Here is a 22847-nt window from a genome sequence, read left to right as displayed (position 1 = left end):
CCGGCCCGTTCTCGGGGGAGGGCGAGCTTCACCCGTCCAGCCGTTACGCTGGACCCGTGGCAGTCGTCGATATTTCCGAAGAGCTGAAGTCCCTCTCCTCGACCATGGGGTCGATCGAGGCCGTCCTGGACCTGGATGCGCTGAGGGCGGAAGTCGCCGCGCTCGAGGAGCAGGCTGCGGCGCCGTCCCTCTGGGACGACCCGGAGGCGGCCCAGAAGATCACCAGCAAGCTTTCGCACCTCCAGGCCGAGGTCCGCAAGGCCGAGGCGCTGCGCGGCCGCATCGACGACCTCGCCGTCCTCTTCGAGCTCGCCGAGGACGAAGGCGACGCCGACGCCCGGGCGGAGGCCGAGGCCGAGCTGGTGTCGGTGAAGAAGGCGCTGGACGAGATGGAGGTCCGCACGCTCCTCTCCGGCGAGTACGACGCGCGCGAGGCCCTGGTGACCGTCCGCGCCGAGGCCGGTGGCGTCGACGCCGCCGACTTCGCGGAGAAGCTCCAGCGCATGTACCTCCGCTGGGCCGAGCGGCACAACTACAAGACCGAGGTCTACGAGACCGCGTACGCCGAAGAGGCCGGCATCAAGTCGACCACCTTCGCCGTCCAGGTCCCGTACGCCTACGGCACCCTCTCCGTCGAGCAGGGCACCCACCGCCTGGTGCGCATCTCGCCCTTCGACAACCAGGGCCGCCGCCAGACGTCGTTCGCGGGCGTCGAGGTGCTGCCGGTCGTCGAGCAGACCGACCACGTCGAGGTCGACGAGTCCGAGCTGCGCGTGGACGTCTACCGCTCCTCGGGCCCCGGCGGACAGGGCGTCAACACCACGGACTCCGCGGTGCGTCTGACCCACCTGCCCACCGGCATCGTCGTCTCCTGCCAGAACGAGCGCTCGCAGATCCAGAACAAGGCGTCCGCGATGAACGTCCTCCAGGCGAAGCTCCTCGAGCGCCGCCGCCAGGAGGAGCGGGCCAAGATGAACGCGCTCAAGGGCGACGGCGGCAACTCCTGGGGCAACCAGATGCGTTCGTACGTCCTCCACCCGTACCAGATGGTCAAGGACCTGCGTACGGAGTTCGAGATGGGCAACCCCGAAGCGGTCTTCAACGGTGAGATCGACGGCTTCGTCGAGGCCGGCATCCGCTGGCGCAAGCAGAGCGAGAAGTAGCCTCAGCGCTACGGAGGTTGGGCCCGGACAGGACTGTCCGGGCCTTTCCGCGTCGGGGGCATCTGTGCCCGGTACGTCACAGTCCCGCTTCCGAATAGCCGTCAACACCTCTCATATCGCCGCCTAGTGCACGGAACGGCCTTGACGTAGTCCTTAACTCTGGCCAGGGTGCTAGAGCAGCATGCGTATGTCCGGGACGGGTGCGAACCAGGGGGGCGGCGGGGTGACCACGGTGCGACGTGGCCTTGCCGAGAGCGATGCCCCACAGGCCCCGCGGCCCGCGTACCGCTGCTCCATGACGAGATTCAGCTACTGGGGGTAGCAACACATGACGAAGAAGACGCGTGTGCGCGTCGCGCGGATCGCCGCTGGCGCGGTCATCGCCGCGGGCGCCTCGCTGACCGCGGCCGGCGCGGCGCAGGCGGTCGGCATCGGTGTGGACACCGGTGTCGTCGACGTCGAGGTCCAGGCGGACGTGCTGGGCGGGGACGACAGCGGAGCCTCCGAGGGCAACGACAACCCGATCGGCGGCGCTGACGTCGGCGGTGGCGACCAGGGTGGTGGCGACCAGGGTGGTGGCGACCAGGGTGGTGGCGACCAGGGTGGTGGCGACCAGGGTGGTGGCGACCAGGGTGGTGGCGACCAGGGTGGTGGCGACCAGGGTGGTGGCGACCAGGGTGGTGGCGACCAGGGTGGTGGCGACCAGGGCGGTGGCGACCAGGGCGGTGGCGACCAGGGCGGTGGCGACCAGGGCGGTGGCGACCAGGGCGGTGGCGACCAGGGCGGTGGCGACCAGGGCGGTGGCGACCAGGGCGGTGGCGACCAGGGCGGTGGCGACCAGGGCGGTGGCGACCAGGGCGGTGGCGACCAGGGCGGTGGCGACCAGGGCGGTGGCGACCAGGGTGGCGGCGACCAGGGTGGCGGCGACCAGGGTGGCGGCGACATCGGTGGCGGCGACCAGGGCGGCTCCAGCGTCGGTGGCGGCGACCAGGGTGGCTCCAGCGCGACCGGCGGCGGCTCCGCCACCGGTGGCGACGACGCCGGCTGCACCGTCGACCTCGACGGCGTCGAGTGCGTCGACAACACCGACACCGACAGCGTCGGCAACAAGCCGGTCGAGCAGAGCAAGGGCAAGGAAGAGCTCGCCGAGACCGGTGCGGCCGAGACGACCTTCCTGGTCATCGGCGCCGCGACGATGATCGCGGGCGGCATCGGCTTCCGTATCCTGCCGCGTCTGGTCGGCGGCGGTCGCACGGTCGCCTAGGTCCGAGCGGACCGCGGTGGACCGTACCGACGTGTAGCGGGTCCGAGCGAGGCCCGTACACGGTACGGAACAGCATGAAGAAGGGTCCGGGAGGGCATACCAAGCCTCCCGGACCCTTTCGTGCGCCCGGACCGCTCAGACGGACGTACGCGTCGTTCCGCGGGCGCTCGACGTTCCGCGGGCACTAGACAGGGGCGGGCCGCCGGCGGTCCGAGGAGGAACGTGCCGTGCGGGCCGGATCAGGCGGCCTGGTGGGCCAGCAGCGCGAGCGCCGTCAGCAGCACCACCATCAGGGCGATCAGCATCGCCGGGCTCATCCCGGCCAGCGGACCCTGGTCCTGCTCCTCCAGCATCTGCTGCCGGACGGCACGGCAGACGCGGCAGCGGCCCTCGCTGACGGGGGACGCGCAGTTCGCGCACACCAGTCGGTCATAGGTCATGCGCACTCCTCCTCCCGCGCGGCGGAACCGTTCCTGGTCTCTCTCCGCACAACGCTCACGGGAACGCGACCGTTCCCCCCACCACTGTGCCAGCTCGCGGCGGTTTCGGCGCGGCCCGCCGGACAAGGTCCGGCACGCCCCGTTTCGTTCCGGTGGTCGATCCACCATAAAACGCCCATTGCCGGACGCCGCCTGCACGCGTGAGCCCGGTTCGCGTATGGTCACGCTCACCTACTCCCGGCCGACCGTGGTGCATTCGTGATCCGATTCGACAACGTCTCCAAGACCTACCCGAAGCAGACCCGACCGGCTCTGCGCGATGTCTCTCTGGACATCGAGAAGGGTGAGTTCGTCTTCCTGGTGGGGTCCTCGGGCTCCGGCAAGTCGACCTTCATGCGACTGATCCTGCGCGAGGAGCGCGCCAGCACGGGCATGGTCCACGTGCTCGGCAAGGACCTCGCGCGGCTCTCCAACTGGAAGGTGCCGCAGATGCGCCGCCAACTGGGGACGGTCTTCCAGGACTTCCGGCTGCTGCCCAACAAGACGGTCGCGGAGAACGTGGCCTTCGCGCAGGAGGTCATCGGCAAGCCGCGCGGAGAGATCCGCAAGGCCGTGCCGCAGGTCCTCGACCTCGTCGGCCTGGGCGGCAAGGAGGAGCGGATGCCCGGCGAGCTCTCCGGTGGTGAGCAGCAGCGCGTGGCCATCGCCCGCGCTTTCGTCAACCGCCCCATGCTGCTGATCGCGGACGAGCCGACCGGCAACCTCGACCCGCAGACCTCCGTCGGCATCATGAAGCTGCTGGACCGGATCAACCGGACCGGCACCACCGTGATCATGGCGACCCACGACCAGAACATCGTCGACCAGATGCGCAAGCGCGTCATCGAGCTCGAGCAGGGCCGTCTCGTACGCGACCAGGCACGCGGCGTCTACGGCTACCAGCACTGACCGAGGGGCTTCGGCCCCTCGTGCATTTCGAGCATCGAGTACTGAAAGGACGCCATGCGCGCCCAGTTCGTCCTGTCGGAGATCGGCGTCGGTCTCCGCCGCAACCTCACGATGACCTTCGCGGTCGTGGTCTCCGTCGCCCTCTCGCTCGCCCTGTTCGGCGGTGCGCTGCTGATGCGCGAGCAGGTCAGCACGATGAAGGACTACTGGTACGACAAGGTCAACGTCTCGATCTTCCTCTGCAACAAGAACGACGCCAAGGACATGCCCAAGTGCGCCAAGGGGGCTGTCACCAAGGAGCAGAAGGACCAGATCAAGGCCGACCTGGAGAAGATGGACGCCGTCGAGACGGTCCACTTCGAGACGGTCGACGAGGCGTACAAGCACTACCAGGAGCAGTTCGGCGACTCCCCGATGGCGGGCAACATCACGCCCGACCAGATGCAGGAGTCGTTCCGCGTGAAGCTGGACGACCCGCAGAAGTACAAGGTCGTCGCGACGGCCTTCGCCGGACGGGACGGGGTGCAGTCCGTCCAGGACCAGCGGTCGATCCTGGACAACCTCTTCGAGCTGATGAACGGCATGAACGTCGTCGCGATCTACGTGATGATCCTGATGCTCGTCATCGCGTTGATCCTGATCGTCAACACCGTGCGCGTCTCCGCGTTCAGCCGGAGGCGTGAGACGGGCATCATGCGCCTCGTGGGAGCCTCCGGCTTCTACATCCAGGCCCCCTTCATCATGGAGGCGGCCGTCGCCGGCCTGATCGGCGGCGTGCTGGCCTGCGCCATGCTGCTCGGAGGCCGGTACTTCCTGATCGACGGCGGCCTCGCGCTCCAGGAGAAGCTGAACCTGATCGACTTCATCGGCTGGGACGCGGTCCTCACCAAGCTTCCGCTGGTGCTCGCCATCGGCCTGCTGATGCCCGCCGTCGCCGCTCTCTTCGCGCTGCGCAAGTACCTGAAGGTGTGACGTAAGCCCCTTGGGGCGCACGGGTGATCTCCCGTGCGCCCCAAGGGGTTTGTCCTAGACTCGTCGCCATGTCCGGCTCCGCACAGCGCTTCGGGCCCCGCGGTCTGTGCCGCGGGGCGGCCCTGACTCTGATCTTCGGGTGCGCTCTCGCCACCGCCGCCGCGACCGGTTCGCTGCCGCAGGGCCCCGACCCCGAGCCCGGTCCGCAGACCCGCGCCGTCTCCTCCACCGTCGCCCCGGTCGACCGCGAGGAGATCGAGGACGCCGCGGCCGAGGCCGAGGCGGACGGCAAGTCCGTGAAGGACGCCGCCGAGGAGGTCGTCAGCCGGAGCGGGGACCGCTGGGGCGCGGTCTACGACGAGCGGGAGTACGAGGAGTTCGAGCAGGCTCTGGACGGCTCGTACACCGGGGTCGGGCTCTCGGCCCGGCGCACCGCCCACGGAGATGTCACCGTCTCCCGCGTCCAGCCCGGCGGCCCCGCCCACCGCGCCGGCATCCGGGCGGGCGACCTGCTGCGCACCCTGGACGGCCGCGCGGTCCGCAAGCGCCCCGTCGCGGAGGTCGTGGCGCTGCTCCGCGGGGACGGTACGGGAGCGGCCGAGGGCAGCCGGGTGGAGCTGGGGCTGGCCCGCGCGGGGCGGAACTGGACGCGGACCCTGGAGCGGGCCCGGCTGACCACCGAGGCGGTCACCGTGCGGCGGCTGGGGGAGGCGTCCTCCCCGGCGGTGCTGATCAAGGTCGCCGCCTTCACGAAGGGGGCGGGGGCCGACGTCCGGGACGCGGTCCGGGACGCACCCGACGACGCCGGGATACTCCTGGACCTGCGGGCCAACTCCGGCGGACTGGTCGCCGAGGCGGTCATAGCCGCCTCCGCCTTCCTGGACGGCGGGCTGGTCGCCACGTACGACGTGCGTGGTCAGCAGCAGGCGCTCTACGCGGACCAGGGCGGGGACACGGACCGGCCGGTCGTCGTCCTGGTGGACGGCGGCACGATGAGCGCCGCCGAGCTGCTGACGGGCGCGCTCCAGGACCGCGGCCGGGCGGTCACCGTCGGGTCGCCGACCTTCGGCAAGGGCTCCGTGCAGATGCCGAGCAAGCTGCCGGGCGGCTCCGTGGCCGAGCTGACCGTCGGCCACTACCGCACACCGGGCGGCCGGACCGTCGACGGCAGGGGCATCACCCCCGACCTCGTGGTGCGCGAGCGGGCCCAGCAGCGGGCCGAGACGGTATTGAGTGGCCTCGGGGGTGGGTCGTAGTGCGAAAATGACCGCACTATGGCGAAGGAAAAAGACACCGGGCGCAAGATGATCGCGCAGAACAAGAAGGCGCGGCACGACTACACGATCCTCGACACCTACGAGTGCGGTCTCGTCCTCATGGGTACGGAGGTCAAGTCCCTGCGCATGGGGCGGGCCTCCCTGGTCGACGGGTTCGTCCAGATCGACGACCACGAGGCGTGGCTCCACAACATCCATGTGCCCGAGTACGTCCAGGGCACCTGGACCAACCACGCGGCCAAGCGCAAGCGCAAGCTGTTGCTGCACCGGGCCGAGATCGACAAGCTGGAGTCGAAGTCCCAGGAGACGGGCCACACGATCGTGCCGCTCGCGCTGTACTTCAAGGACGGCCGGGTCAAGGTCGAGATCGCGCTGGCGAAGGGCAAGAAGGAGTACGACAAGCGGCAGACGCTCCGCGAGAAGCAGGACACGCGGGAGACGAACCGCGCCATCGCGGCCGTCCGCCGCCGTCAGCGCAGCGCCTGACCGGGCCCCGGCGGGACGGCGGGCGGGGCTCCGAGCCCGGCCCGTGGCACCGGGGCGAGGTAATGCGCTGGCATCGTCCCGCGTCGGTCACGTACGATGGGCCGTGCACCTCAGCGAAGGTGCGCGTTTTGAAAAATCAACATGGGGATGATCGGTTTCGACAGCGGATGTCGAAGCAGGGGAAGCGAGTCGAGGAAGCGGCAATGATCTCGTAAACCATATGTCGCAAACAATAATCGCCAATTCCAAGCGCGATTCCTCCGCCTTCGCCCTCGCTGCCTAATTAGCAGCTAGCGAAGACTCTGCGGAGTGTCAGCCCGGGGGTGATCCCGACCCGGATCCTGGCATCAACTAGGGATCTAAACTTCTCGGCCCGGCCACGGGGCCGAGAAGGAAATCAAACAGTGGCTGGGCCTGTCGGAGGCTTGTTCGCGTGACCTCCGGGGCCGAGAAAAGCGTAGCGAACTGCACTCGGAGAAGCCCTGGTTCCGCACCGTTGGACGCGGGTTCGATTCCCGCCATCTCCACCACCCCATGTAGGCCGCTGCCCCGCGAGTTCGCTCGCGGGGCAGCGGTTTTTTGCTGCCCGAAAGCGCCGAGGGCCGGGTGCCACGGATCGCTTCCGTGGCACCCGGCCCTCGGGCGGGGTCGGGTCAGACCTCATATCCGCCGGTCTTCACGCCGGCGGTGAAGGCCGTCCACTGGGCGGGGCCGAAGTGGAGGCGGGGGCCGTGCTGGTTCTTGCTGTCGCGGACTGCCCGGCCGCCGTCGGAGAGGGGGGCCACCTCCACACACGCATCCTGCTGACCGCTTGCGGTGGCCTTCACGAACGGGCCGACGACGGTGGGGGTGGCGCTGGTCATGATGGCTTCCTCTTGTCTTGTTCTTCGCGCATCAGATCCATGATGTCGGTGATGCGCGTCAGTGAATCGGCCGGGCTCAGCGCACTGGCCCGGAGGTTGTCGAACGCGTCCGAGAACGCGTGGAGCTGCCCGGACTGGTCCATGAACAGCGTCCCGGTCAGGTTGGCCACGCAGGCGATGCTGGGGTCCGCCGGGAAATCGAAGAGCCAGAAAGAGCTCTGTACGCCCGCGTGCGCGCCCGCCTCGAACGGGAGCACCTGGAGCGTGATGTTGCTCCGCTCCGTGAGGCGGGTCAGGTGGTGGAGCTGGTCCAGCATCACCGTGTAGCCGCCGACCACCTGGCGCAGGGCGCCCTCGGTCACGATCGCCCAGATCTTCGGAGGCTGTTCGCCGTCCAGGATCGACTGGCGCTCCATCCGCACCTTGATGAGCGAGTCCACGTGGCCCGGCGGAAGCACCGCCGGGCCCGCCGTGATGATGTGGCGGGTGTAGTCCGGTGTCTGCATCAGGCCCGGCACGATCATGCCCTCGAACGTCCGGATGCCGGCCGCCGATCCCTCCAGCGCGATGAAGTCGCGGTACTCGCGCGGCAGGGCGTCCTCGTAGGCGATCCACCAGCCACGGGACTTGGCGTCCTTCGCCGCCTCCAGGAACGCGGTGATCTGCTTCTCGTCGGTGACGTCGTAGAGCGCGAGCAGGGCCTTCAGATCGGTACGGGAGACGCGGACGTCGCCGCTCTCTATGCGGCTCATCTTGGACTGGGAGAAGCCGAGTTCGACGCCGACCGCCTCGGCCGTCAGGTTGGCCCTGCGGCGCAGTTGCCGCAGGTCCGAACCCAGGCGGCGGCTCCTGATCGTCTGGCCCATCGTGCTCCTCGTGTGGTGTCGGTGCTCAGTTTGCCCGCTGGTCCGGCGGGAGCGCCAGCAAGTAGATATGCATACATGCGAAAGGGTACTTGCAGAACGGAAGCATGCAGCGCTACGGTGTTCCGGTCGGTCACGGAACGTCATTCCATGATGGCGAAGCGTGGCAATGCCCGTGGTGCGGACGAGCGCATCCGCCTGTCCGCACCGCATGCCGAGAGGTGAACTCTGGTGTCCAGCGAAGAGCCGGCCTTGACCTTTCCGGTCGCCGAGGAGTCCGTGCGGGCGGCTAGGAAATCTGTGCGGGGGGTGATGCGCAACTGGCAGATCGGTGACGAGATCTCCGACACCGCCGAGCTTCTGGTCAGCGAACTCGTCACCAACGCCGTCCTGCACGCCACGGGCGGCCCCTTCTTCCGAGTGAGGTGCGAGCGGTCGGCCTGTGCCGTCACCGTGACCGTCACCGACCACGGCGAAGGTGTTCCGGTCGTCCGACACGGGGGCCTCGACGCCACCTCGGGGCGGGGGTTGCTCCTGGTGGAGAGCCTCGCCGACGACTGGGGCGTACGGACCGTGCCGCACGGCAAAGCCGTCTACTTCGTGCTCTCCGTCCCGCAGCCGCAGAGCGGCCACGCTGCGGCCGGAGGCCCCCGCGCTCTGGAGGAGTTCCGTGACGGACAGGTCCCGGCCGGCGGCGGGTGCGACACCAGGGCTCCGGGTGCCCCTGGTCCGGGCGGAGCCGGCCGCGTACGTCCTGGCCTTCGGACCGCACGGAGAGCGGCGCGAGGCGCTCACCACCGCTCAGCTCATGTCGCTCGTCGTGGACGCGGCGGGAGAGCTGGGGTTCGTCCTCTCGGCGCCCCCGCGCCCGTCGTGACCCGTCATATCCCGTTCCCCACCGGCTCTTTACCGACGAAAGGCTGATCCCTCATGTTCCACCAGCGACCCGCACAGGCTGCCGCGCTCGTCGAAGGCAATCTGGCCGCCCAGGATCTCGCCGAGGCGCTCCGGCTGGCAGGTTTCTCCTTGCCCTCCCTCCACGGCGACCTTCCCACCATCACCGACAAGGCGCTCGTCCACCTCGGAGGGGCCTCGGCCGAGCTGGTCCGCGAGCTGGCGGCGTGGATTCGTCAACGGGCCTGACCGGGGGCGCGGTTCAGCGCCCGCTGCCCCGCCCCCGCGACGGCCAGGGCCAGGGCCGCCGCGGACATCGGGGCCGCGTAGCCGGGGACCGTGCCGACGTGCTCGACCAGCCAGCCGCCCGTCGCCGCGCCGGCCGCGACGCCGCCCAGCAGCGCGGTGACCGCGAGCGTCATGCCCTCGTTCAACTGCTCGGGTCGGGTGGACCGTTGGACCAGCGTCATGCCCGTGACCATGGTGGGCGCGGTCGCCGCCCCCGCCAGCAGCAGGCAGAGCGCCAGGACCGGAAGGGCCGCGGAGCCCGCGGCGGCCAGCAGCGGCAGGGACATCAGCCCCGTCATCCCGGCCAGGCACAGCAGCAGCCGCAGATGGACGTCCCGCGCGGGCCGCAGCGAACCGTAGACCAGGCCCGCCACGCACGATCCCGCCGCCTGGAGCGCCAGGATCGCGCCCCCGGCATGCGCGATGGAGACCACCTCCAGCGCCCCGAAGACCGCGCCCGTGGCGAGGAAGACCGCCAGCAGCGCGGGCATCCCCGGCGCGCGCAGGGGCGAGGCCACGGCCTTCGTGCGGGGGGTGACGGGCGGTTCCGTGGCGCGCTGGGCGGCGAAGACCAGGACGCCGGTCATCAGGAGCGCCGCCCCCACCAGGGTGCCCGCCTCCGGGAACAGGGCCCCGCAGAGCGTCGCGGCCAGCACCGGGCCCAGCATGAAGCACAGCTCGTCGGCGGCCTGTTCGAAGGAGTTCGCGGTGTGCAGGGCCGCCGGGTCGCCCCGGTGCAGGTGTGCCCAGCGGGCTCGGGACATCCCGCCGGTGTTCGGGGTCGTCGCGGTCGCGGCGTACGCGGCGAACAGCGTCCAGGCCGGGGCGTCGAGGTGCACGCACAGCACGAGCGCCAGCGAGCCGAGGACGGCGAGCGCCGTGGCGGGCACCGCGACGCGCGCCTGCCCGTAGCGGTCCACCAGCCGGGCGGTGAAGGGCGCGACGACCGCCGTCGCCGCCAGGCCGGTCGCGGTGACGGCCCCGGCGAGGGCGTACGAGTCGCGGGAGCCGGCGATCATGATGACCGCGCTGACGCTCAGCATCCCCATCGGCAGCCGGGCGATGAGGTTGCCCGCCGTGAAGGCGCGGGCTCCGGGGGTCGCCAGCAGCCGGAGGTACGGGTTGGGCGACGGCCGGGAACGCCGTGGTCCCGGCCGCAGGGGGACGGAGCGCGGGGCCGCCACCAGCTGGCCGCCGGATACGGCGAGCAGGGGCATGGCCGGGGGAGCGGAGGCCCGGACCGGGCGGGCGTACGCGGTGGGCCGGGGCGCGGTCTCCGGGCGCCGGGCGCGCGGGACCCGGGCCGCCGGATCGGGGCGGGCGTACGTGGTGGACGGGGGCACGGTCTCCGGGCGGGCGGCGGGGGGTATCGGCATACGGACAGGCTCGCCGCGCCCCGCCGCCCCGGTCCAACACCTTCTGCGCCGGATTCACGCACCTGTGTTGTGAATGGGGTCCCGCGCGGTACATTCGCCGGCGTGCCTCCCACCGACACCGATCCCCGCCTGCTGCGCTCCTTCCTCGCCGTCGCCGACGAGCTGCACTTCACCCGCGCCGCCGCCCGGCTCTTCGTGGCCCAGCAGGCGCTGAGCCGGGACGTCCGGCGGCTGGAGCGGGAGCTGGGGGCGGAGCTGTTCGTCCGTACCACCCGGCAGGTCGCGCTCACCCCGGACGGCGAACGCCTGGTGCCGTACGCCCGCCGGGTGCTCGACGCGCACGCCGAACTCGCCGGGGCGTTCAGCGGCGCTCCCGCCCGGCCGCTCCTCGTGGACCTGAACAGCGACGGGGCCACCGCCGCCCGCGTGCTGGGGCGCGCCCGCGAGCTGGTGCCCGAGTGCGAGCTGATGGCCCGCTTCGAGTCCGGGCTCACCTGGGCGGCGTCCGAGATCCTGGCCGGGCGGCTCGACGCTTCCTTCGGGCGGGCCGCCGGGCTGGCTCCCGCGGTGCGCTCGGGGCTGGCCGTGCACCCCGTGCGGTACGAGCCGATGGCCCTGATGGTGCCCGCCGCCCACCCCCTCGCCGAGCGGGAGGCGGTCGCCCTGGCCGAGCTGTCCGGAGCGACCGTCCACGCGGGGGCCGGCAACGAACGGACACGGGAGTGGACGGACCTCGCCGCCCTGCTGTTCGCCGAGTGGGACATCGCGATGGCGCCGCCCGTCCCGCTGGCCGTGGGGGTGGCCGAATTTCAGCGGGTCATCTCCAAGGCGGGCCACCCGGTGCTCGCCGTCACCGGCTTCCCGCCGCTGCCCGGAACGGTGCTGCGCCCCCTCGTCGATCCGATTCCGCTTTCGCCGCTTTCGCTGGTCTGGCGCAAGGGGCTGAGGCACCCCGGCGTAGCCGCGCTACGCACCGCCGCTGACCAGTTGGCTCTTGGCGAAGGCTGGCTGATCCGGCCGCCGGGGTCCTGGCTGCCCGAGAGCGATGTGTCACTGATGCGAAACCGTTCCTGATCAACTCCGTTCAGGGGCACTTGGGCGTCAACGCCGTGCGCTACATTCATCGTCCGGGTGCATGGACGCCAGGTTCGTGGACGGGTGGGGGCCGGTCCGACAGTAAAGAACCAGTCAAATTCGGTGCGCCTGATTCATTCAGTGGGGGATGGGCTGCACCTGTGGACATGTGGCGCGAAGACAAGACGACCGGGCACACGCACGAGCCCGGTGACGCGACCCTCCGGCTCGACGGACTGGGCCGCCGCCTCGCCGAACTGCCCGGCGGACCCTCCCCGGCGGACGGCTCGGACGGCCCCGTCTTCGTCGACGAGAGCGGGCGCCGGAGCAAGACCCTCCGCCGGATCGGCTGGGTCCTGGCCGTGGGCTGTGCCGCCTATGCCGTGACGCTGGTCCTCGCCGTCCTCGGCGGAAACTCCAGCGCCCCCTGGCTGCCCGTGTCCGGGCCCGAGGAGAAGGCGCGGGCCGAGCAGGTCGAGGACGTCCCGGCCCCCGAGGCCACGGGCGAGCTGCCCGGCGAGGCCGCCGGACCGGCTCCCGGCGCCTCGGACCCCGCCGTTCCCGACGCCTCGGGCGATCCCGGCGCCGCCCCCTCGGCCACCTCCGTCCTGGTGCCCGCCGGAAGCGCGAAGGACCCCTCCGCGTCCCGGCCGGCGGCCCCGGCCGCGACCACCGGCGGGGAGACGGGGCCGGGAACCGGGCCGGCCCCCACGACCTCGGCCGCCGAACCGCCGGCCGAACCGCCGCCGTCCCCCGCGCCGGAGCCGACCGCCCCCACGGTTCCGCCCGCCGAGACTCCCGACCCGCCGGTGGAAGAAGAGAGCGCCCCGTAGATGAACGCCCCCGTCACGCGGGGCAGGAACGGCAGGAGGAGGAAGGCGTCACGTGGTCGGAGCCGGTTCCGGCTCCCCATGCGCTACCTCCTGCCGACGACACTCCTCGTCGCCCTGCTCGCGATGCTGATGCTGCGCGGATACGTGCACAACGAGATCCTCGCCGACCACCGGGTCCGCGCCGCCGACCGCACCACCGAGGTGCCGAAGGACGTCCGCTCCGGCGGTCCCGTCATCGACGCCCGCTCCGGCGACGTCAGGACCCTGCGCGTACCCGACCGCAGGATCGTCCTGACCTTCGACGACGGGCCCGACCCGGTGTGGACGCCGAAGGTGCTCGACAAGCTGAAGGAGTACGACGCGCACGGCGTCTTCTTCGTCACCGGCACCATGGCCGCCCGCCATCCCGACCTGGTCGAGCGGATGGTCGAGGAGGGCCACGAGATCGGGCTGCACACCTTCAACCACCCCGACCTCTCCTACCAGTCCACCGAGCGCATCGACTGGGAGCTGTCGCAGAACCAGCTGGCACTGGCGGGCGCGGCCGGTATCCGCACCTCGCTCTTCCGGCCGCCGTACTCCTCCTTCTCGTCGGCCATGGACAACACGTCCTGGCCGGTCACCGAGTACATCGGCAGCCGCGGCTACCTCACCGTCGTCAACGACACCGACAGCGAGGACTGGAAGCGCCCCGGCGTCCGCGCCATCGTCGAGCGGGCCACGCCGAAGGACGGCAAGGGCGCGATCATCCTCATGCACGACTCCGGCGGCGACCGCTCGCAGACCGTGGCCGCGCTCGACACCCTGCTGCCCGACCTCACGGAGCGGGGCTACACCTTCACCCGGCTCACCACGGCGCTGGACGCCCCCTCCGCGCACGCCCCGGTCACCGGGTTCGCGCTGTGGAAGGGCAAGGCGTTCGTCTCCGCCGTGGCCGTCTCCGAGCGGGTCACCGGGGTCCTGGTCGCCGGGCTCGCCGTCATCGGCGTCCTGGTCCTGGCCCGCTTCGGGCTGATGCTGCTGCTGTCCTTCGCGCACGCCCGCAAGGTCCGCCGCCACGACTTCAGCTGGGGCCCGCCCGTCACCCGCCCGGTCTCCGTCCTCGTCCCCGCGTACAACGAACGGGAGTGCATCGAGGCCACCGTGCGCTCCCTCGTCGTGAGCGAGCACCCCATCGAGATCATCGTCATCGACGACGGCTCGACCGACGGCACCGCCGACCTCGTCGAGGCCATGCGGCTGCCCGGCGTACGGGTCGTGCGCCAGCGCAACGCGGGCAAGCCCGCCGCCCTCAACAACGGCATCCGGCACGCCCGGTACGACATCGTCGTGATGATGGACGGCGACACCGTCTTCGAACCCGCCACCATCGGCGAGCTGGTCCAGCCCTTCGGCGACCCCCGCGTCGGGGCCGTCGCGGGCAACGCCAAGGTCGGCAACCGCGACTCGCTCATCGGCGCCTGGCAGCACATCGAGTACGTGATGGGCTTCAACCTGGACCGCCGCATGTACGACGTGCTCGGCTGCATGCCCACCATCCCCGGCGCGGTCGGCGCCTTCCGCCGCGCGGCCCTGGAGCGGGTCGGCGGGATGAGCGAGGACACCCTCGCCGAGGACACCGACGTCACCATGGCCCTCCACCGGGACGGCTGGCGCGTCGTCTACGCGGAGAACGCCCGCGCCTGGACCGAGGCCCCGGAGTCCGTGCAGCAGCTCTGGTCGCAGCGCTACCGATGGAGTTACGGCACCATGCAGGCCATCTGGAAGCACCGCCGCGCCGTCGTCGAACGCGGCCCCTCCGGCCGCTTCGGGCGGGTCGGACTGCCGTTCGTCTCCCTGTTCATGGTCGTCGCCCCGCTGCTCGCCCCGCTGATCGACGTGTTCCTGCTGTACGGGCTGGTCTTCGGCCCGACCGGGAAGACGGTCGCCGCCTGGTTCGGGGTGCTGGTCGTCCAGGCGGTCTGCGCCGCGTACGCGTTCCGGCTCGACAAGGAACGCATGACGCACCTGATCTCGCTGCCGCTCCAGCAGATCCTCTACCGCCAGCTCATGTACGTCGTACTGCTCCAGTCCTGGATCACCGCGCTCACCGGCGGCCGGCTGCGCTGGCAGAAGCTGCGCCGCACGGGCGCGCTGGAGGTCCCCGGCGGGGTCCCGGCCCCGTACCCGCAGCGGTCCGCCGCCGATGCCTCCCACGGAGCCACGGAACGGAAGCCCTTCGGATGACCGCTCCGCCCCGCCCCGCGCCCGCCCCCACCGCACCGGGTCCCGTGGTCCCGACGCCGCCCGCCGTCGGCGCGCACCCCGTCCGCGACCGGTACTTCGACCTGCTGCGGGCCCTCGCCCTCTTCCGGGTCGTCCTCTACCACCTCACCGGCTGGGCCTGGCTGCCCCTCGTCCTCCCCTCCATGGGCATCATGTTCGCCCTGGCCGGGACGCTGATGGCCCGCTCGCTGAAACGGCCCGCCGTCCAGGTGATCCGCGGCCGCCTCCGCCGGCTGCTGCCGCCGCTGTGGCTGCTCGGCGCGATCGGCGTCACCGGCATGGTCGCCCAGGGGTGGGGCCCCGACGCCGAGGGCCACCCCGGCTGGTGGTGGCAGCACCTGGCGTACTGGGTGCTGCCGCTCAGCGACCCGCCGTACGCGGACGACGTGGCGGGCATCGACGGATTCCTCGGCGAGAGCTGGCCCGAGGACCTGGCCGGGCCGCTCTGGTACATCCGCGCCTACCTCTGGTTCGTGCTGTTCTCCCCGCTGATCCTGCGCGGTCTGCGGCGGCTGCCCTGGCCGACGCTGCTCGCCCCCCTCGTGCTGGCCGTCGTGCTGCGGCTGGAGCTGTTCTCCGCCACCGACCGCCTCGACTCCGCCATCACCGACTTCTCCACCTTCGGCGCCTGCTGGGTCCTCGGCATGGCCCACCAGGAAGGCGTCCTGAAGCGGCTCCCCGCCTACGTCGTGCCCTCGGTCGCCCCGCTCTTCGCGGGCGCCGGGCTGTGGTGGGCGGCCCACGAGGGGTTCCGCAGCGGCTACGACCTGGACTCCATCCCGCTCGCCCAGGCCCTCTGGTCCTTCGGCTGCGTGCTGCTCCTGCTGCACCACAGCCCCTCCTGGACCGCGTGGCCGCGGCGGCTGCGGGCCCTCGACCGGCCGGTCACCCTGCTCAACTCGCGTGCGGTGACCGTCTACCTCTGGCACAACGTCTGCATCCTGACCGCCGCCACGCTCTACGACCGGCTCTGGTCCGTGGACGCCCTCGGCGAGAACGTCCCCTGGCTCCTGGAGAGCTGGATACCGGTCCTCCTGATCACCTGGGCCCTCATCGCGCTCTGCGTCCTCGCCTTCGGCTGGGCCGAGGACCTCGCCGCCGGGCGCCGCCCGCGACTTCGGCCCGACGGCCGGCCGTAGCCGCCCTTCTCACCGGGCCGGCCCCGGCCCGGTGAGAGCAAGGTTGCGCACCGGTCACCTCGCGCCACCGCACCGAAACGCGCGCTCCCTAGCGTCGGGACCGACACCCCGACCCCCGTGGAGGCGCGTGATGGCAGGCCGTTGGATCGAGACCTGGGAGCCGGAGGACACCGCGTTCTGGCGGGAGACGGGCGAACGCGTCGCCCGCCGCAACCTGTGGTTCTCCGTACTCTCCGAGCACATCGGATTCTCCGTCTGGACCCTGTGGTCGGTGATGGTCCTGTTCATGGGACCGGAGTACGGTATCGACCCGGCCGGGAAGTTCTTCCTCATCTCCACCGCCACTCTCGTCGGGGCGCTGGTGCGGGTGCCGTACACCTTCGCCGTCGCTCGGTTCGGCGGCCGCAACTGGACCGTGTTCAGCGCGGTGGCCCTGCTCGTCCCGACCCTGGCCGCCTTCCGGGTGATGGAACCCGGCACCTCGTACGGCACGTTCCTCGCGGTCGCCGCGCTCACCGGGATCGGCGGCGGCAACTTCGCCTCGTCGATGACCAACATCAACGCCTTCTTCCCGCTGCGGAAGAAGGGCTGGGCGCTCGGTCTGAACGCGGGCGGCGGCAACATCGGCGTCCCCGTCGTCCAACTCGTCGGCCTGCTCGTCATCGGCACCCTGGGCGCCTCGCACCCCCGGATCGTCCTCGGCGTCTACCTCCCGCTGATCGTCGTCGCCGCCGTCTGCGCCGCCCTGTACATGGACAACCTCCGGCCCGTGACCAACGACACCGGGGCGGTGCTGGAGGCCGTCCGCGACCGGCACACCTGGATCATGGCCGTCCTCTACATCGGCACGTTCGGCTCGTTCATCGGCTACAGCTTCGCCTTCGGCCTGGTCCTCCAGACCCAGTTCGGCCGCACCCCGCTCCAGGCCGCCTCGCTCACCTTCGTCGGCCCGCTGCTGGGCTCCCTGATCCGGCCGCTGGGCGGCCGGCTCGCCGACCGGTACGGCGGCGCGCGCATCACCCTGGCCGCGTTCGCCGCGACGGCCGCCGCCACCGGCGTCGTCATCCACGCCTCCGGCACCGCCTCGCTGCCCGTCTTCCTCGCCGGCTTCACCGCCCTGTTCGTCCTGACGGGCCTCGGCAACGGATCGACGTACAAGATGATCCCCGGCATCTTCCACACCAAGGCACTGGCCCGCGGCCTCGACGCCGAGGCGGCCGCCGCCCACGGACGGCGGCTCTCCGGTGCGGCGATGGGGCTGATCGGGGCGGTCGGCGCGCTCGGCGGCCTGGCCATCAACCTCGCCTTCCGCCAGTCCTTCCAGGCGTACGGCACCGGAACCGCGGCCTTCTGGTCCTTCCTCGCCTTCTACGGGGTGTGCTCCGCCCTCACCTGGGCGGTATACCTTCGTCGCCCGGCCCTCGTGCCCGCGCGGAGCCGCCTCGGTTACGCCGAGGTGTAGGGCTCCACGGGCGGAGGGTGCGGGAGGCCACGGACCGGCGACGGGAGAGTGCGGCGAGGACACGGCCCGGCGACGGGCGACGTAACGGCGGGGAAATACGGGGGAACCGAGTCCGTCACGCGCGATTGGCAGGCTCGGGCCTCCGTACCGGCGCGCAGGGCCGGTCACCGCCTTCCTGCCGGCGCCCGGCGAGAAGGTGACGACAGGCCCCGCGGACCGGACGAGCCGGCGGGAACACAGGAACGGGAACACGCCATGCAGGACGACGACACAGCGCACGGCCCCCTCGCGGGCTTCACCGTCGGGGTGACCGCGGCCCGCCGCGCCGAGGAGCTGGGCACCCTGCTCCGCCGCCGCGGAGCCGCCGTCCTGCACGCCCCGGCGCTGCGGATCGTGCCGCTCGCGGACGACAGCGAACTCCTCGACGCCACCAAGGAGTTGATCGACAACGCCCCGGACGTGGCCCTCGCCACCACCGCGATCGGCTTCCGCGGCTGGATCGAGGCCGCCGACGGCTGGGGCATCGGCGACGCCCTCCTGGAGACGCTGCGCGCGGCCGAACTCCTCGCCCGCGGCCCCAAGGTCAAGGGCGCCATCCGAGCCGCCGGACTGTCCGAGACCTGGTCACCCGCCTCCGAATCGATGGCCGAGGTCCTCGACCGCCTCCTCGCCGAAGGCGTCGCCGGCCGCCGGATCGCCCTCCAGCTCCACGGCGAACCGCTCCCCGGATTCGTGGAATCCCTGACGGCCGCCGGCGCGGAGGTCGTCGTCGTCCCCGTCTACCGCTGGATGCCCCCGCAGGACATCGCCCCGCTCGACCGGATGCTCGACGTCACGGCCGCGCGGGGCCTGGACGCCATCACCTTCACCAGCGCCCCCGCCGCCGCCTCCTTCCTGGACCGCGCCGAGGCACGCGGCCTGCTCCCGGAAGTGCTCGGGGCGCTGCGCGACGACGTCCTGGTCGCCTGCGTCGGACCGGTCACCGCTCTGCCGCTCCAGGCCCGGAGCATCCCGACCCTCCAGCCGGAACGCTTCCGGCTCGGCCCCCTCGTCCAGCTGCTCTGCGCCCGGCTCCCGGCGACGGCGCCGGTCCTGCCGGTCGGCGGCCACCGGGTCGAGATCCGGGGCCACGCCGTCCTCGTCGACGACGAACTGCGCGCGGTGCCGCCGGCCGGCATGGCCCTCCTGCACGCTCTGGCCCGCCGCCCCGGCTGGGTGGTGGCCCGCGCCGACCTGCTGCGGGCCCTGCCCGGCAGCGGCACCGACGAGCACGCGGTGGAGACGGCGATGGCCCGCCTCCGCGCGGCGCTGGGCGTGCCCCGGCTGATCCAGACGGTCGTCAAACGCGGCTACCGGCTGGCGCTGGACCCGGCGTCCGACACGAAGTACGGGCGGTGACGTCCGGGGCGCGCGGACGATGACGTCCGGGGCGTACGGGTCGTGACGTCCGGGGCGTACGGGCGGTGACGTCCGGGGCCCGTACCGAGGGTCCCGGCGGGCCGGGCCCCCGGCCGCCCCGGTTAGCGTGGTCCGATGAACGATCGCAGCCGCCTGCTCGCCCCCGACGTCACCTTCCGGCCCGCCGAACTCGCGGACGCGCCCTCCTTCGCCGCGGCCCTCACCCGCAACCGCGCGTCCATGCGCCGCTGGGAGCCGGTGCGCCCCGCGTCCTTCTACTCCGTCGAGGGCCAGGCCGCGCGGCTCACCGCGCTGCTGGCCGAACGGGACGCCGGACGGGCTGTGCCCTGGGTGCTCGCGGACGCCGAGGAACGGGTGATCGGTGCGTTCACGCTCTCCGCCGTCGAGCGGGGCCCCTTCCGCAACGGCCGTCTCGGCTACTGGGTCGACGCGGACCACGCCGGACGCGGGCTGGCCACCGCCGCCGTCGGGGCGGTCTGCGACGCGGCCCGCGACCGACTGGGCCTGCACCGCGTCGAGGCGGCGACGGTCACCGACAACGCCGCGTCCCAACGGGTGCTCGCCAAGGCCGGGTTCGAGCGGACCGGCACCGCGCCGGGCTATCTGCACATCAACGGCCGGTGGCGCGACCACCACCTGTTCCAGCGGCTGCTGCACGACGACCCGCCGATCGGCTGAGCGCCGCTCCGGGGGCCTGCCGCGCGTGCACGTGGCCCTCCAGCGGATGGTCGGGCGGCAGCGCCGGGATCACCCGCGCCAGCGCGTACCCGCACTTCTCCGCCACCCGGCACGAGGCCGCGTTGTCCACCTGGTGCAGCAACTCCAGCCGCGTCAGGCCCGATGCGGCGAACCGGGTGAACGCCCAGTCGGTCAGTACCGTCAGCGCCCGTGACGCCACGCCCCGGCCGCGTGCCGGGGCCGTCGTCCAATAGCCCACCTCCGCAGTGCCGTTCAGCGGGTCCGGCCGCTTCAGCACGATGTTGCCGAGCAGTTCACCACCGGGACCGGCGCCAGGCCCACCATCCTCCGGAGCGCCGCCCGGCCTGTCCGCGCGCCCGGCTTCCGTCACGGCGAAGCCGAAGCGCGTGCCTGCCGCCCACCCCGTACGCTGCGCCTCCAGCCAGTCGGCCGCCCCGTCCGGTCCGGAGACCCTGGTGGCCAGCCACCGCCGCATCGCCGGATCGTCGTGCGCCCGCAGCAGCGCGGGCAGATCCTCCGCGCGCCACCGGCGCAGCAGCAGACCGCCGCCGCGGAGCGCCGTGCTTCCGTCGACCTCGCCCACGGGCGCCTCCCCCTCGTGATCCATGGCCGCCACGGTACGGGGGCCGGCGCCGGACCGGGACGGCGGCGGGGGTTCCCGCCCGGCCCCGGCGGGTCCACTCTGGGGGTGGCCGTTCCCCCGGCGACCGAGGCGGTGACAGGAGTATGGCTACGGGCGGAGGTGCGCGGACGTGGCGCTTCGACACGGGCCGGATCTGCCTCGATCTGGTCGCCACGGAACGGACGGGCGGAGTGCCCGGAGCCGGTGAACAGCTCGAAGCGCCGGACCGGTTGGCTCAGTGGCTGACCGGTGCCGGGCTCGTCCCGCCCGGCACCGCACTGACCGTGGTGGACGCCGCGTGGGTGGCCCGCTTCCACGAACTTCGCCGGGTGATCAGCTGCCTGATGGGTGCTCAGCTCGATGGCGCCGAGGCCGGGGAAGCGCTGGACCGGCTCAACTCCCTCGCTTCCGGAGCCCCTCCGGGCCCGCGCGCGGTACGCGGCGCGGACGGCGCTCTCGTACGGGCCCTGGGCGCCGCCCCCGACTGTGCGGGCCTCCTCGCCGTCGTCGCCCGCGACGCGGTGGACCTGCTCACCGACCCCGTCGCACGGGCCGCCCTGCGCCGGTGCCAGGGCGAGGCGTGCCACCGGCTCTATCTGGACACCTCGCGCGGTGGGCGGCGGCGCTGGTGCTCCGGCGAGGTCTGCGGCAACCGCGCGCGGGTCGCCCGCCACCGCCGCAGGAGCCGGGGAGCATCCGGCGGGGAGGTCCCCGGAGCGGCGGGCGCGGACGGCAGGGCTCCGGAAGCCCCCCGCGCGGGAGGCCGCACCGGTCCGGGAACCCCCCGCGCGGGAGGCCGCGCCGGTCCGGGCACGCCCGGTGCCGCCGGGCCGGGGAAAGAAAGTCCGCCCGGCGCTGAATGATCCGTCCGCCGCCCCCGTACCTCTGGCCGAGGAGCTCGATCCAGAGTCTCGGCCGGGAGGTACGGGTGCGCAAGGATGCGGCCGTGGCCGACGATCGTCCGCACAGGGCCCGCCATCGTGGTGTGCCGCCCCCGCCCCCCGCCGGGACACCGGACGAGGAACTGGTGCGGGCGCTGTACCGCGAACGCGCCGGGCCGCTGCTGGCGTACGTGCTCCGCCTCGTCGCGGGCGACCGCCAACGGGCCGAGGACGTGGTGCAGGAGACGCTCATCCGGGCCTGGAAGAACGCCGGCAGGCTGGGCACGGCCACCGGCTCCGTCCGCCCCTGGCTGGTGTCGGCCGCCCGGCGCATCGTCATCGACGGCCACCGCGGCCGGCAGGCCCGGCCGCGCGAGGTCGACGCGTCACCGCTGGAGGTCATTCCCGCGGAGGACGAGATCGACAAGGCGCTGTGGCTGATGACGCTGTCGGACGCGCTCGAAGATTTGACCCCCGCGCACCGGGAAGCATTGGTCGAGACCTACTTCCGGGGACGTACGGTCAACGAGGCCGCCGAAGTGCTCGGCGTCCCCAGCGGGACCGTGCGGTCCCGCGTGTTCTACGCACTCCGCTCGATGAAGCTCGCACTCGAAGAGAGGGGGGATCACGGCATGAGCGACCAGCAGTGGCAGCCGTTCGGGCCCCGGCCCTCCGGCCACCGCACGCCGTCCGGTCCCTCACGTCCCCCGTACACCACGGGCCCCGCGCACCCGCCCGGCCCGCGGAGTCCCGCGTCCACCACGGGCCCCGCCAACTCGCCCGGCCCGCAGGGGCCGTACGCCTGGGACCCCCTGCGCCCGCCCGGTCCCGGACGCGGCGCGGAGCCCGAGGGGTCCGAACACGACGCGGCCGCCGCGTACGTCCTGGGCGTCCTCGACGACGCGCAGGCGAGCGCCTTCGAGGCCCATCTCGCGGGCTGCGAGCGGTGCGGGGCGCACCTCGACGAGTTCGCCGGACTGGAGCCGATGCTCGCGATGCTCTCCGAGGCCCCGGCCGCCGTACCCGGCGCCCGCCCCGTACCGCACGTGCCCGGAAAGCCCGCGCCCCGGCTGCTCGGCGGACTGATGGAGGAGGTCGCGCACCGCCGCTCCCGCCGCAGCCGGTACCTGGTCGCCGCCGCCGCGGCGCTGATCGTCGGCGGCCCGGTCGCCGCGTTCGCCGTCAGCTCGGGCGACGACCGCGGCGGCGGCGCCCCGGCGACCGCCGGGGAGCGGCCGGGACCCGGCGGCCCGGCCGAGAACGCCTTCTTCCAGGACATGACGGAGAAGGTCTCCGCGACCGACCCCGCCACCGGCGTCGGCGCGACGGTCGGCATGGAGGAGAAGGCGTGGGGCACCCGCACGGTCCTGGAGCTGAAGAACGTCGAGGGACCGCGGAAGTGCACCCTGGTGGCCGTCTCCCGGACCGGTGAGGAGGAGACCGTCACGTCCTGGTCCGTGCCGCCGTGGGGGTACGGCATCGAGGGCTCGGCCGACCCCGCTGCGAAGGCCCCGCTGTACGTCCACGGCGGGGCGGCGATGGACCGCGAGGACATCGCCCGCTTCGAGGTGCGGACCTTCGACGGGGAGCGGCTGGTGGAGATCGGGGCCTGAGCGGGA

The 22847-nt window shown here is 72.4% G+C and carries 21 protein-coding genes, 1 other RNA gene and 3 pseudogenes; 20 read left to right on the top strand and 5 right to left on the bottom strand.

From position 1 onward, the window contains the following. Positions 1-56: 56 nt before the first annotated feature. Both prfB and QFZ71_RS10480 read left to right on the top strand, forming a co-directional pair. Positions 57-1163 carry a peptide chain release factor 2 gene (prfB, locus tag QFZ71_RS10485; protein WP_307667984.1) on the top strand — a complete coding sequence of 369 codons (1107 nt, stop codon included), beginning with the start codon at positions 57-59 and terminating at the stop codon, positions 1161-1163. A gap of 328 nt (positions 1164-1491) precedes the next feature. Beyond that, positions 1492-2427 carry an LPXTG cell wall anchor domain-containing protein gene (locus QFZ71_RS10480; RefSeq protein ID WP_307667983.1) on the top strand — a complete coding sequence of 312 codons (936 nt, stop codon included), beginning with the start codon at positions 1492-1494 and terminating at the stop codon, positions 2425-2427. 239 nt (positions 2428-2666) lie between these two features. On the opposite strand, the gene QFZ71_RS10475 is transcribed toward QFZ71_RS10480, so the two are convergent. Further along, on the bottom strand, positions 2667-2867 hold the full coding sequence (locus QFZ71_RS10475) for a hypothetical protein (RefSeq protein ID WP_307667982.1): 201 nt from the start codon (positions 2865-2867) through the stop codon (positions 2667-2669). Positions 2868-3125: 258 nt separating this feature from the next. Between QFZ71_RS10475 and ftsE the strand changes: the two genes are divergently transcribed. From ftsE to ssrA, 5 genes are all read left to right on the top strand, one after another. Next, entirely contained in the window at positions 3126-3815 is a 690-nt protein-coding gene (gene ftsE / locus QFZ71_RS10470) for a cell division ATP-binding protein FtsE (RefSeq protein ID WP_003968787.1), read from the top strand. A gap of 54 nt (positions 3816-3869) precedes the next feature. Next, positions 3870-4787 (top strand): permease-like cell division protein FtsX, encoded by a 918-nt coding sequence (gene ftsX / locus QFZ71_RS10465; RefSeq protein ID WP_307667981.1) that lies wholly within the window; start codon positions 3870-3872, stop codon positions 4785-4787. A gap of 68 nt (positions 4788-4855) precedes the next feature. Next, positions 4856-6043: a S41 family peptidase gene (locus QFZ71_RS10460; RefSeq protein ID WP_307667980.1), complete on the top strand. Its 1188-nt coding sequence runs from the start codon at positions 4856-4858 to the stop codon at positions 6041-6043. Positions 6044-6061: 18 nt separating this feature from the next. Continuing rightward, on the top strand, positions 6062-6550 hold the full coding sequence (smpB, locus tag QFZ71_RS10455) for an SsrA-binding protein SmpB (protein WP_307667979.1): 489 nt from the start codon (positions 6062-6064) through the stop codon (positions 6548-6550). A 143-nt stretch (positions 6551-6693) separates the two neighbouring features. Beyond that, positions 6694-7080: a transfer-messenger RNA gene (ssrA, locus tag QFZ71_RS10450) on the top strand. Between the two features lie 123 nt (positions 7081-7203). Here ssrA and QFZ71_RS10445 read toward each other — a convergent pair. Both QFZ71_RS10445 and QFZ71_RS10440 read right to left on the bottom strand, forming a co-directional pair. Next, complete coding sequence (locus tag QFZ71_RS10445) at positions 7204-7413, bottom strand: DUF397 domain-containing protein (protein WP_307667978.1); 210 nt, start codon at positions 7411-7413, stop codon at positions 7204-7206. Beyond that, positions 7410-8279 (bottom strand): helix-turn-helix transcriptional regulator, encoded by an 870-nt coding sequence (locus QFZ71_RS10440; RefSeq protein ID WP_307667977.1) that lies wholly within the window; start codon positions 8277-8279, stop codon positions 7410-7412. Before QFZ71_RS10440 ends, QFZ71_RS10445 begins: the two co-directional genes overlap by 4 nt. 228 nt (positions 8280-8507) lie before the next feature. On the opposite strand from QFZ71_RS10440, the pseudogene QFZ71_RS30450 reads away from it, so the two are divergent. From QFZ71_RS30450 to QFZ71_RS10430, 3 genes and pseudogenes are all read left to right on the top strand, one after another. Continuing rightward, positions 8508-8870, top strand: a pseudogene (locus tag QFZ71_RS30450) (ATP-binding protein); the annotation flags it as partial. Positions 8871-8946: 76 nt separating this feature from the next. Continuing rightward, entirely contained in the window at positions 8947-9153 is a 207-nt protein-coding gene (locus QFZ71_RS10435) for a hypothetical protein (RefSeq protein WP_307667976.1), read from the top strand. Positions 9154-9206: 53 nt separating this feature from the next. Continuing rightward, complete coding sequence (locus tag QFZ71_RS10430) at positions 9207-9419, top strand: hypothetical protein (protein WP_307667975.1); 213 nt, start codon at positions 9207-9209, stop codon at positions 9417-9419. On the opposite strand, the gene QFZ71_RS10425 is transcribed toward QFZ71_RS10430, so the two are convergent. After that, positions 9407-10675, bottom strand: a complete 1269-nt coding sequence (locus QFZ71_RS10425) for an MFS transporter (protein ID WP_307671401.1) — start codon at positions 10673-10675, stop codon at positions 9407-9409. The genes QFZ71_RS10430 and QFZ71_RS10425 overlap by 13 nt on opposite strands. Positions 10676-10936: 261 nt before the next feature. On the opposite strand from QFZ71_RS10425, the gene QFZ71_RS10420 reads away from it, so the two are divergent. The 7 genes from QFZ71_RS10420 (at position 10937) to QFZ71_RS10390 (ending at position 19704) form a co-directional block, all read left to right on the top strand. Continuing rightward, complete coding sequence (locus QFZ71_RS10420) at positions 10937-11908, top strand: LysR family transcriptional regulator (protein ID WP_307667974.1); 972 nt, start codon at positions 10937-10939, stop codon at positions 11906-11908. A gap of 161 nt (positions 11909-12069) precedes the next feature. Further along, a complete protein-coding gene (locus tag QFZ71_RS10415; RefSeq protein WP_373465100.1) occupies positions 12070-12741 on the top strand; it encodes a hypothetical protein in 672 nt (223 codons plus the stop codon). Next, complete coding sequence (locus tag QFZ71_RS10410; RefSeq protein WP_307667972.1) at positions 12742-14967, top strand: glycosyltransferase; 2226 nt, start codon at positions 12742-12744, stop codon at positions 14965-14967. Next, positions 14964-16145 (top strand): acyltransferase family protein, encoded by a 1182-nt coding sequence (locus QFZ71_RS10405; RefSeq protein ID WP_307667971.1) that lies wholly within the window; start codon positions 14964-14966, stop codon positions 16143-16145. The genes QFZ71_RS10410 and QFZ71_RS10405 overlap by 4 nt, the downstream gene beginning before the upstream one ends. Before the next feature lie 130 nt (positions 16146-16275). Then, on the top strand, positions 16276-17607 hold the full coding sequence (locus tag QFZ71_RS10400) for a NarK/NasA family nitrate transporter (RefSeq protein ID WP_307667970.1): 1332 nt from the start codon (positions 16276-16278) through the stop codon (positions 17605-17607). Positions 17608-17862: 255 nt separating this feature from the next. Further along, positions 17863-19005: a uroporphyrinogen-III synthase gene (locus QFZ71_RS10395; protein ID WP_307667969.1), complete on the top strand. Its 1143-nt coding sequence runs from the start codon at positions 17863-17865 to the stop codon at positions 19003-19005. A gap of 135 nt (positions 19006-19140) precedes the next feature. Then, positions 19141-19704, top strand: coding sequence for a GNAT family N-acetyltransferase (locus QFZ71_RS10390; RefSeq protein WP_307667968.1), 564 nt, complete (start codon positions 19141-19143; stop codon positions 19702-19704). Here QFZ71_RS10390 and QFZ71_RS10385 read toward each other — a convergent pair. Next, complete coding sequence (locus QFZ71_RS10385; RefSeq protein WP_307667967.1) at positions 19637-20332, bottom strand: GNAT family N-acetyltransferase; 696 nt, start codon at positions 20330-20332, stop codon at positions 19637-19639. The two genes, QFZ71_RS10390 and QFZ71_RS10385, sit on opposite strands and share 68 nt — an antisense overlap. A 119-nt stretch (positions 20333-20451) precedes the next feature. Between QFZ71_RS10385 and QFZ71_RS10380 the strand changes: the two are divergent. The 3 genes and pseudogenes from QFZ71_RS10380 to QFZ71_RS10370 all read left to right on the top strand — a co-directional run. Next, positions 20452-21063 (top strand): annotated as a pseudogene (locus QFZ71_RS10380) (ABATE domain-containing protein); the annotation flags it as partial. A 212-nt stretch (positions 21064-21275) separates the two neighbouring features. Further along, positions 21276-21851, top strand: a pseudogene (locus QFZ71_RS10375) (sigma-70 family RNA polymerase sigma factor); the annotation flags it as partial. Positions 21852-21860: 9 nt separating this feature from the next. Continuing rightward, the gene (locus QFZ71_RS10370; RefSeq protein ID WP_307671400.1) at positions 21861-22841 is read left to right on the top strand and encodes an anti-sigma factor; all 981 of its coding nucleotides are present in this window, start codon (positions 21861-21863) and stop codon (positions 22839-22841) included. Positions 22842-22847: the final 6 nt, after the last annotated feature.

Origin of the sequence: Streptomyces sp. V2I9 (assembly GCF_030817475.1) — a bacterium.
GTDB lineage: Bacteria > Actinomycetota > Actinomycetes > Streptomycetales > Streptomycetaceae > Streptomyces.
Note: the sequence above shows the minus strand (reverse complement) of the source record. Positions and strands in the feature narration are given on the sequence as shown.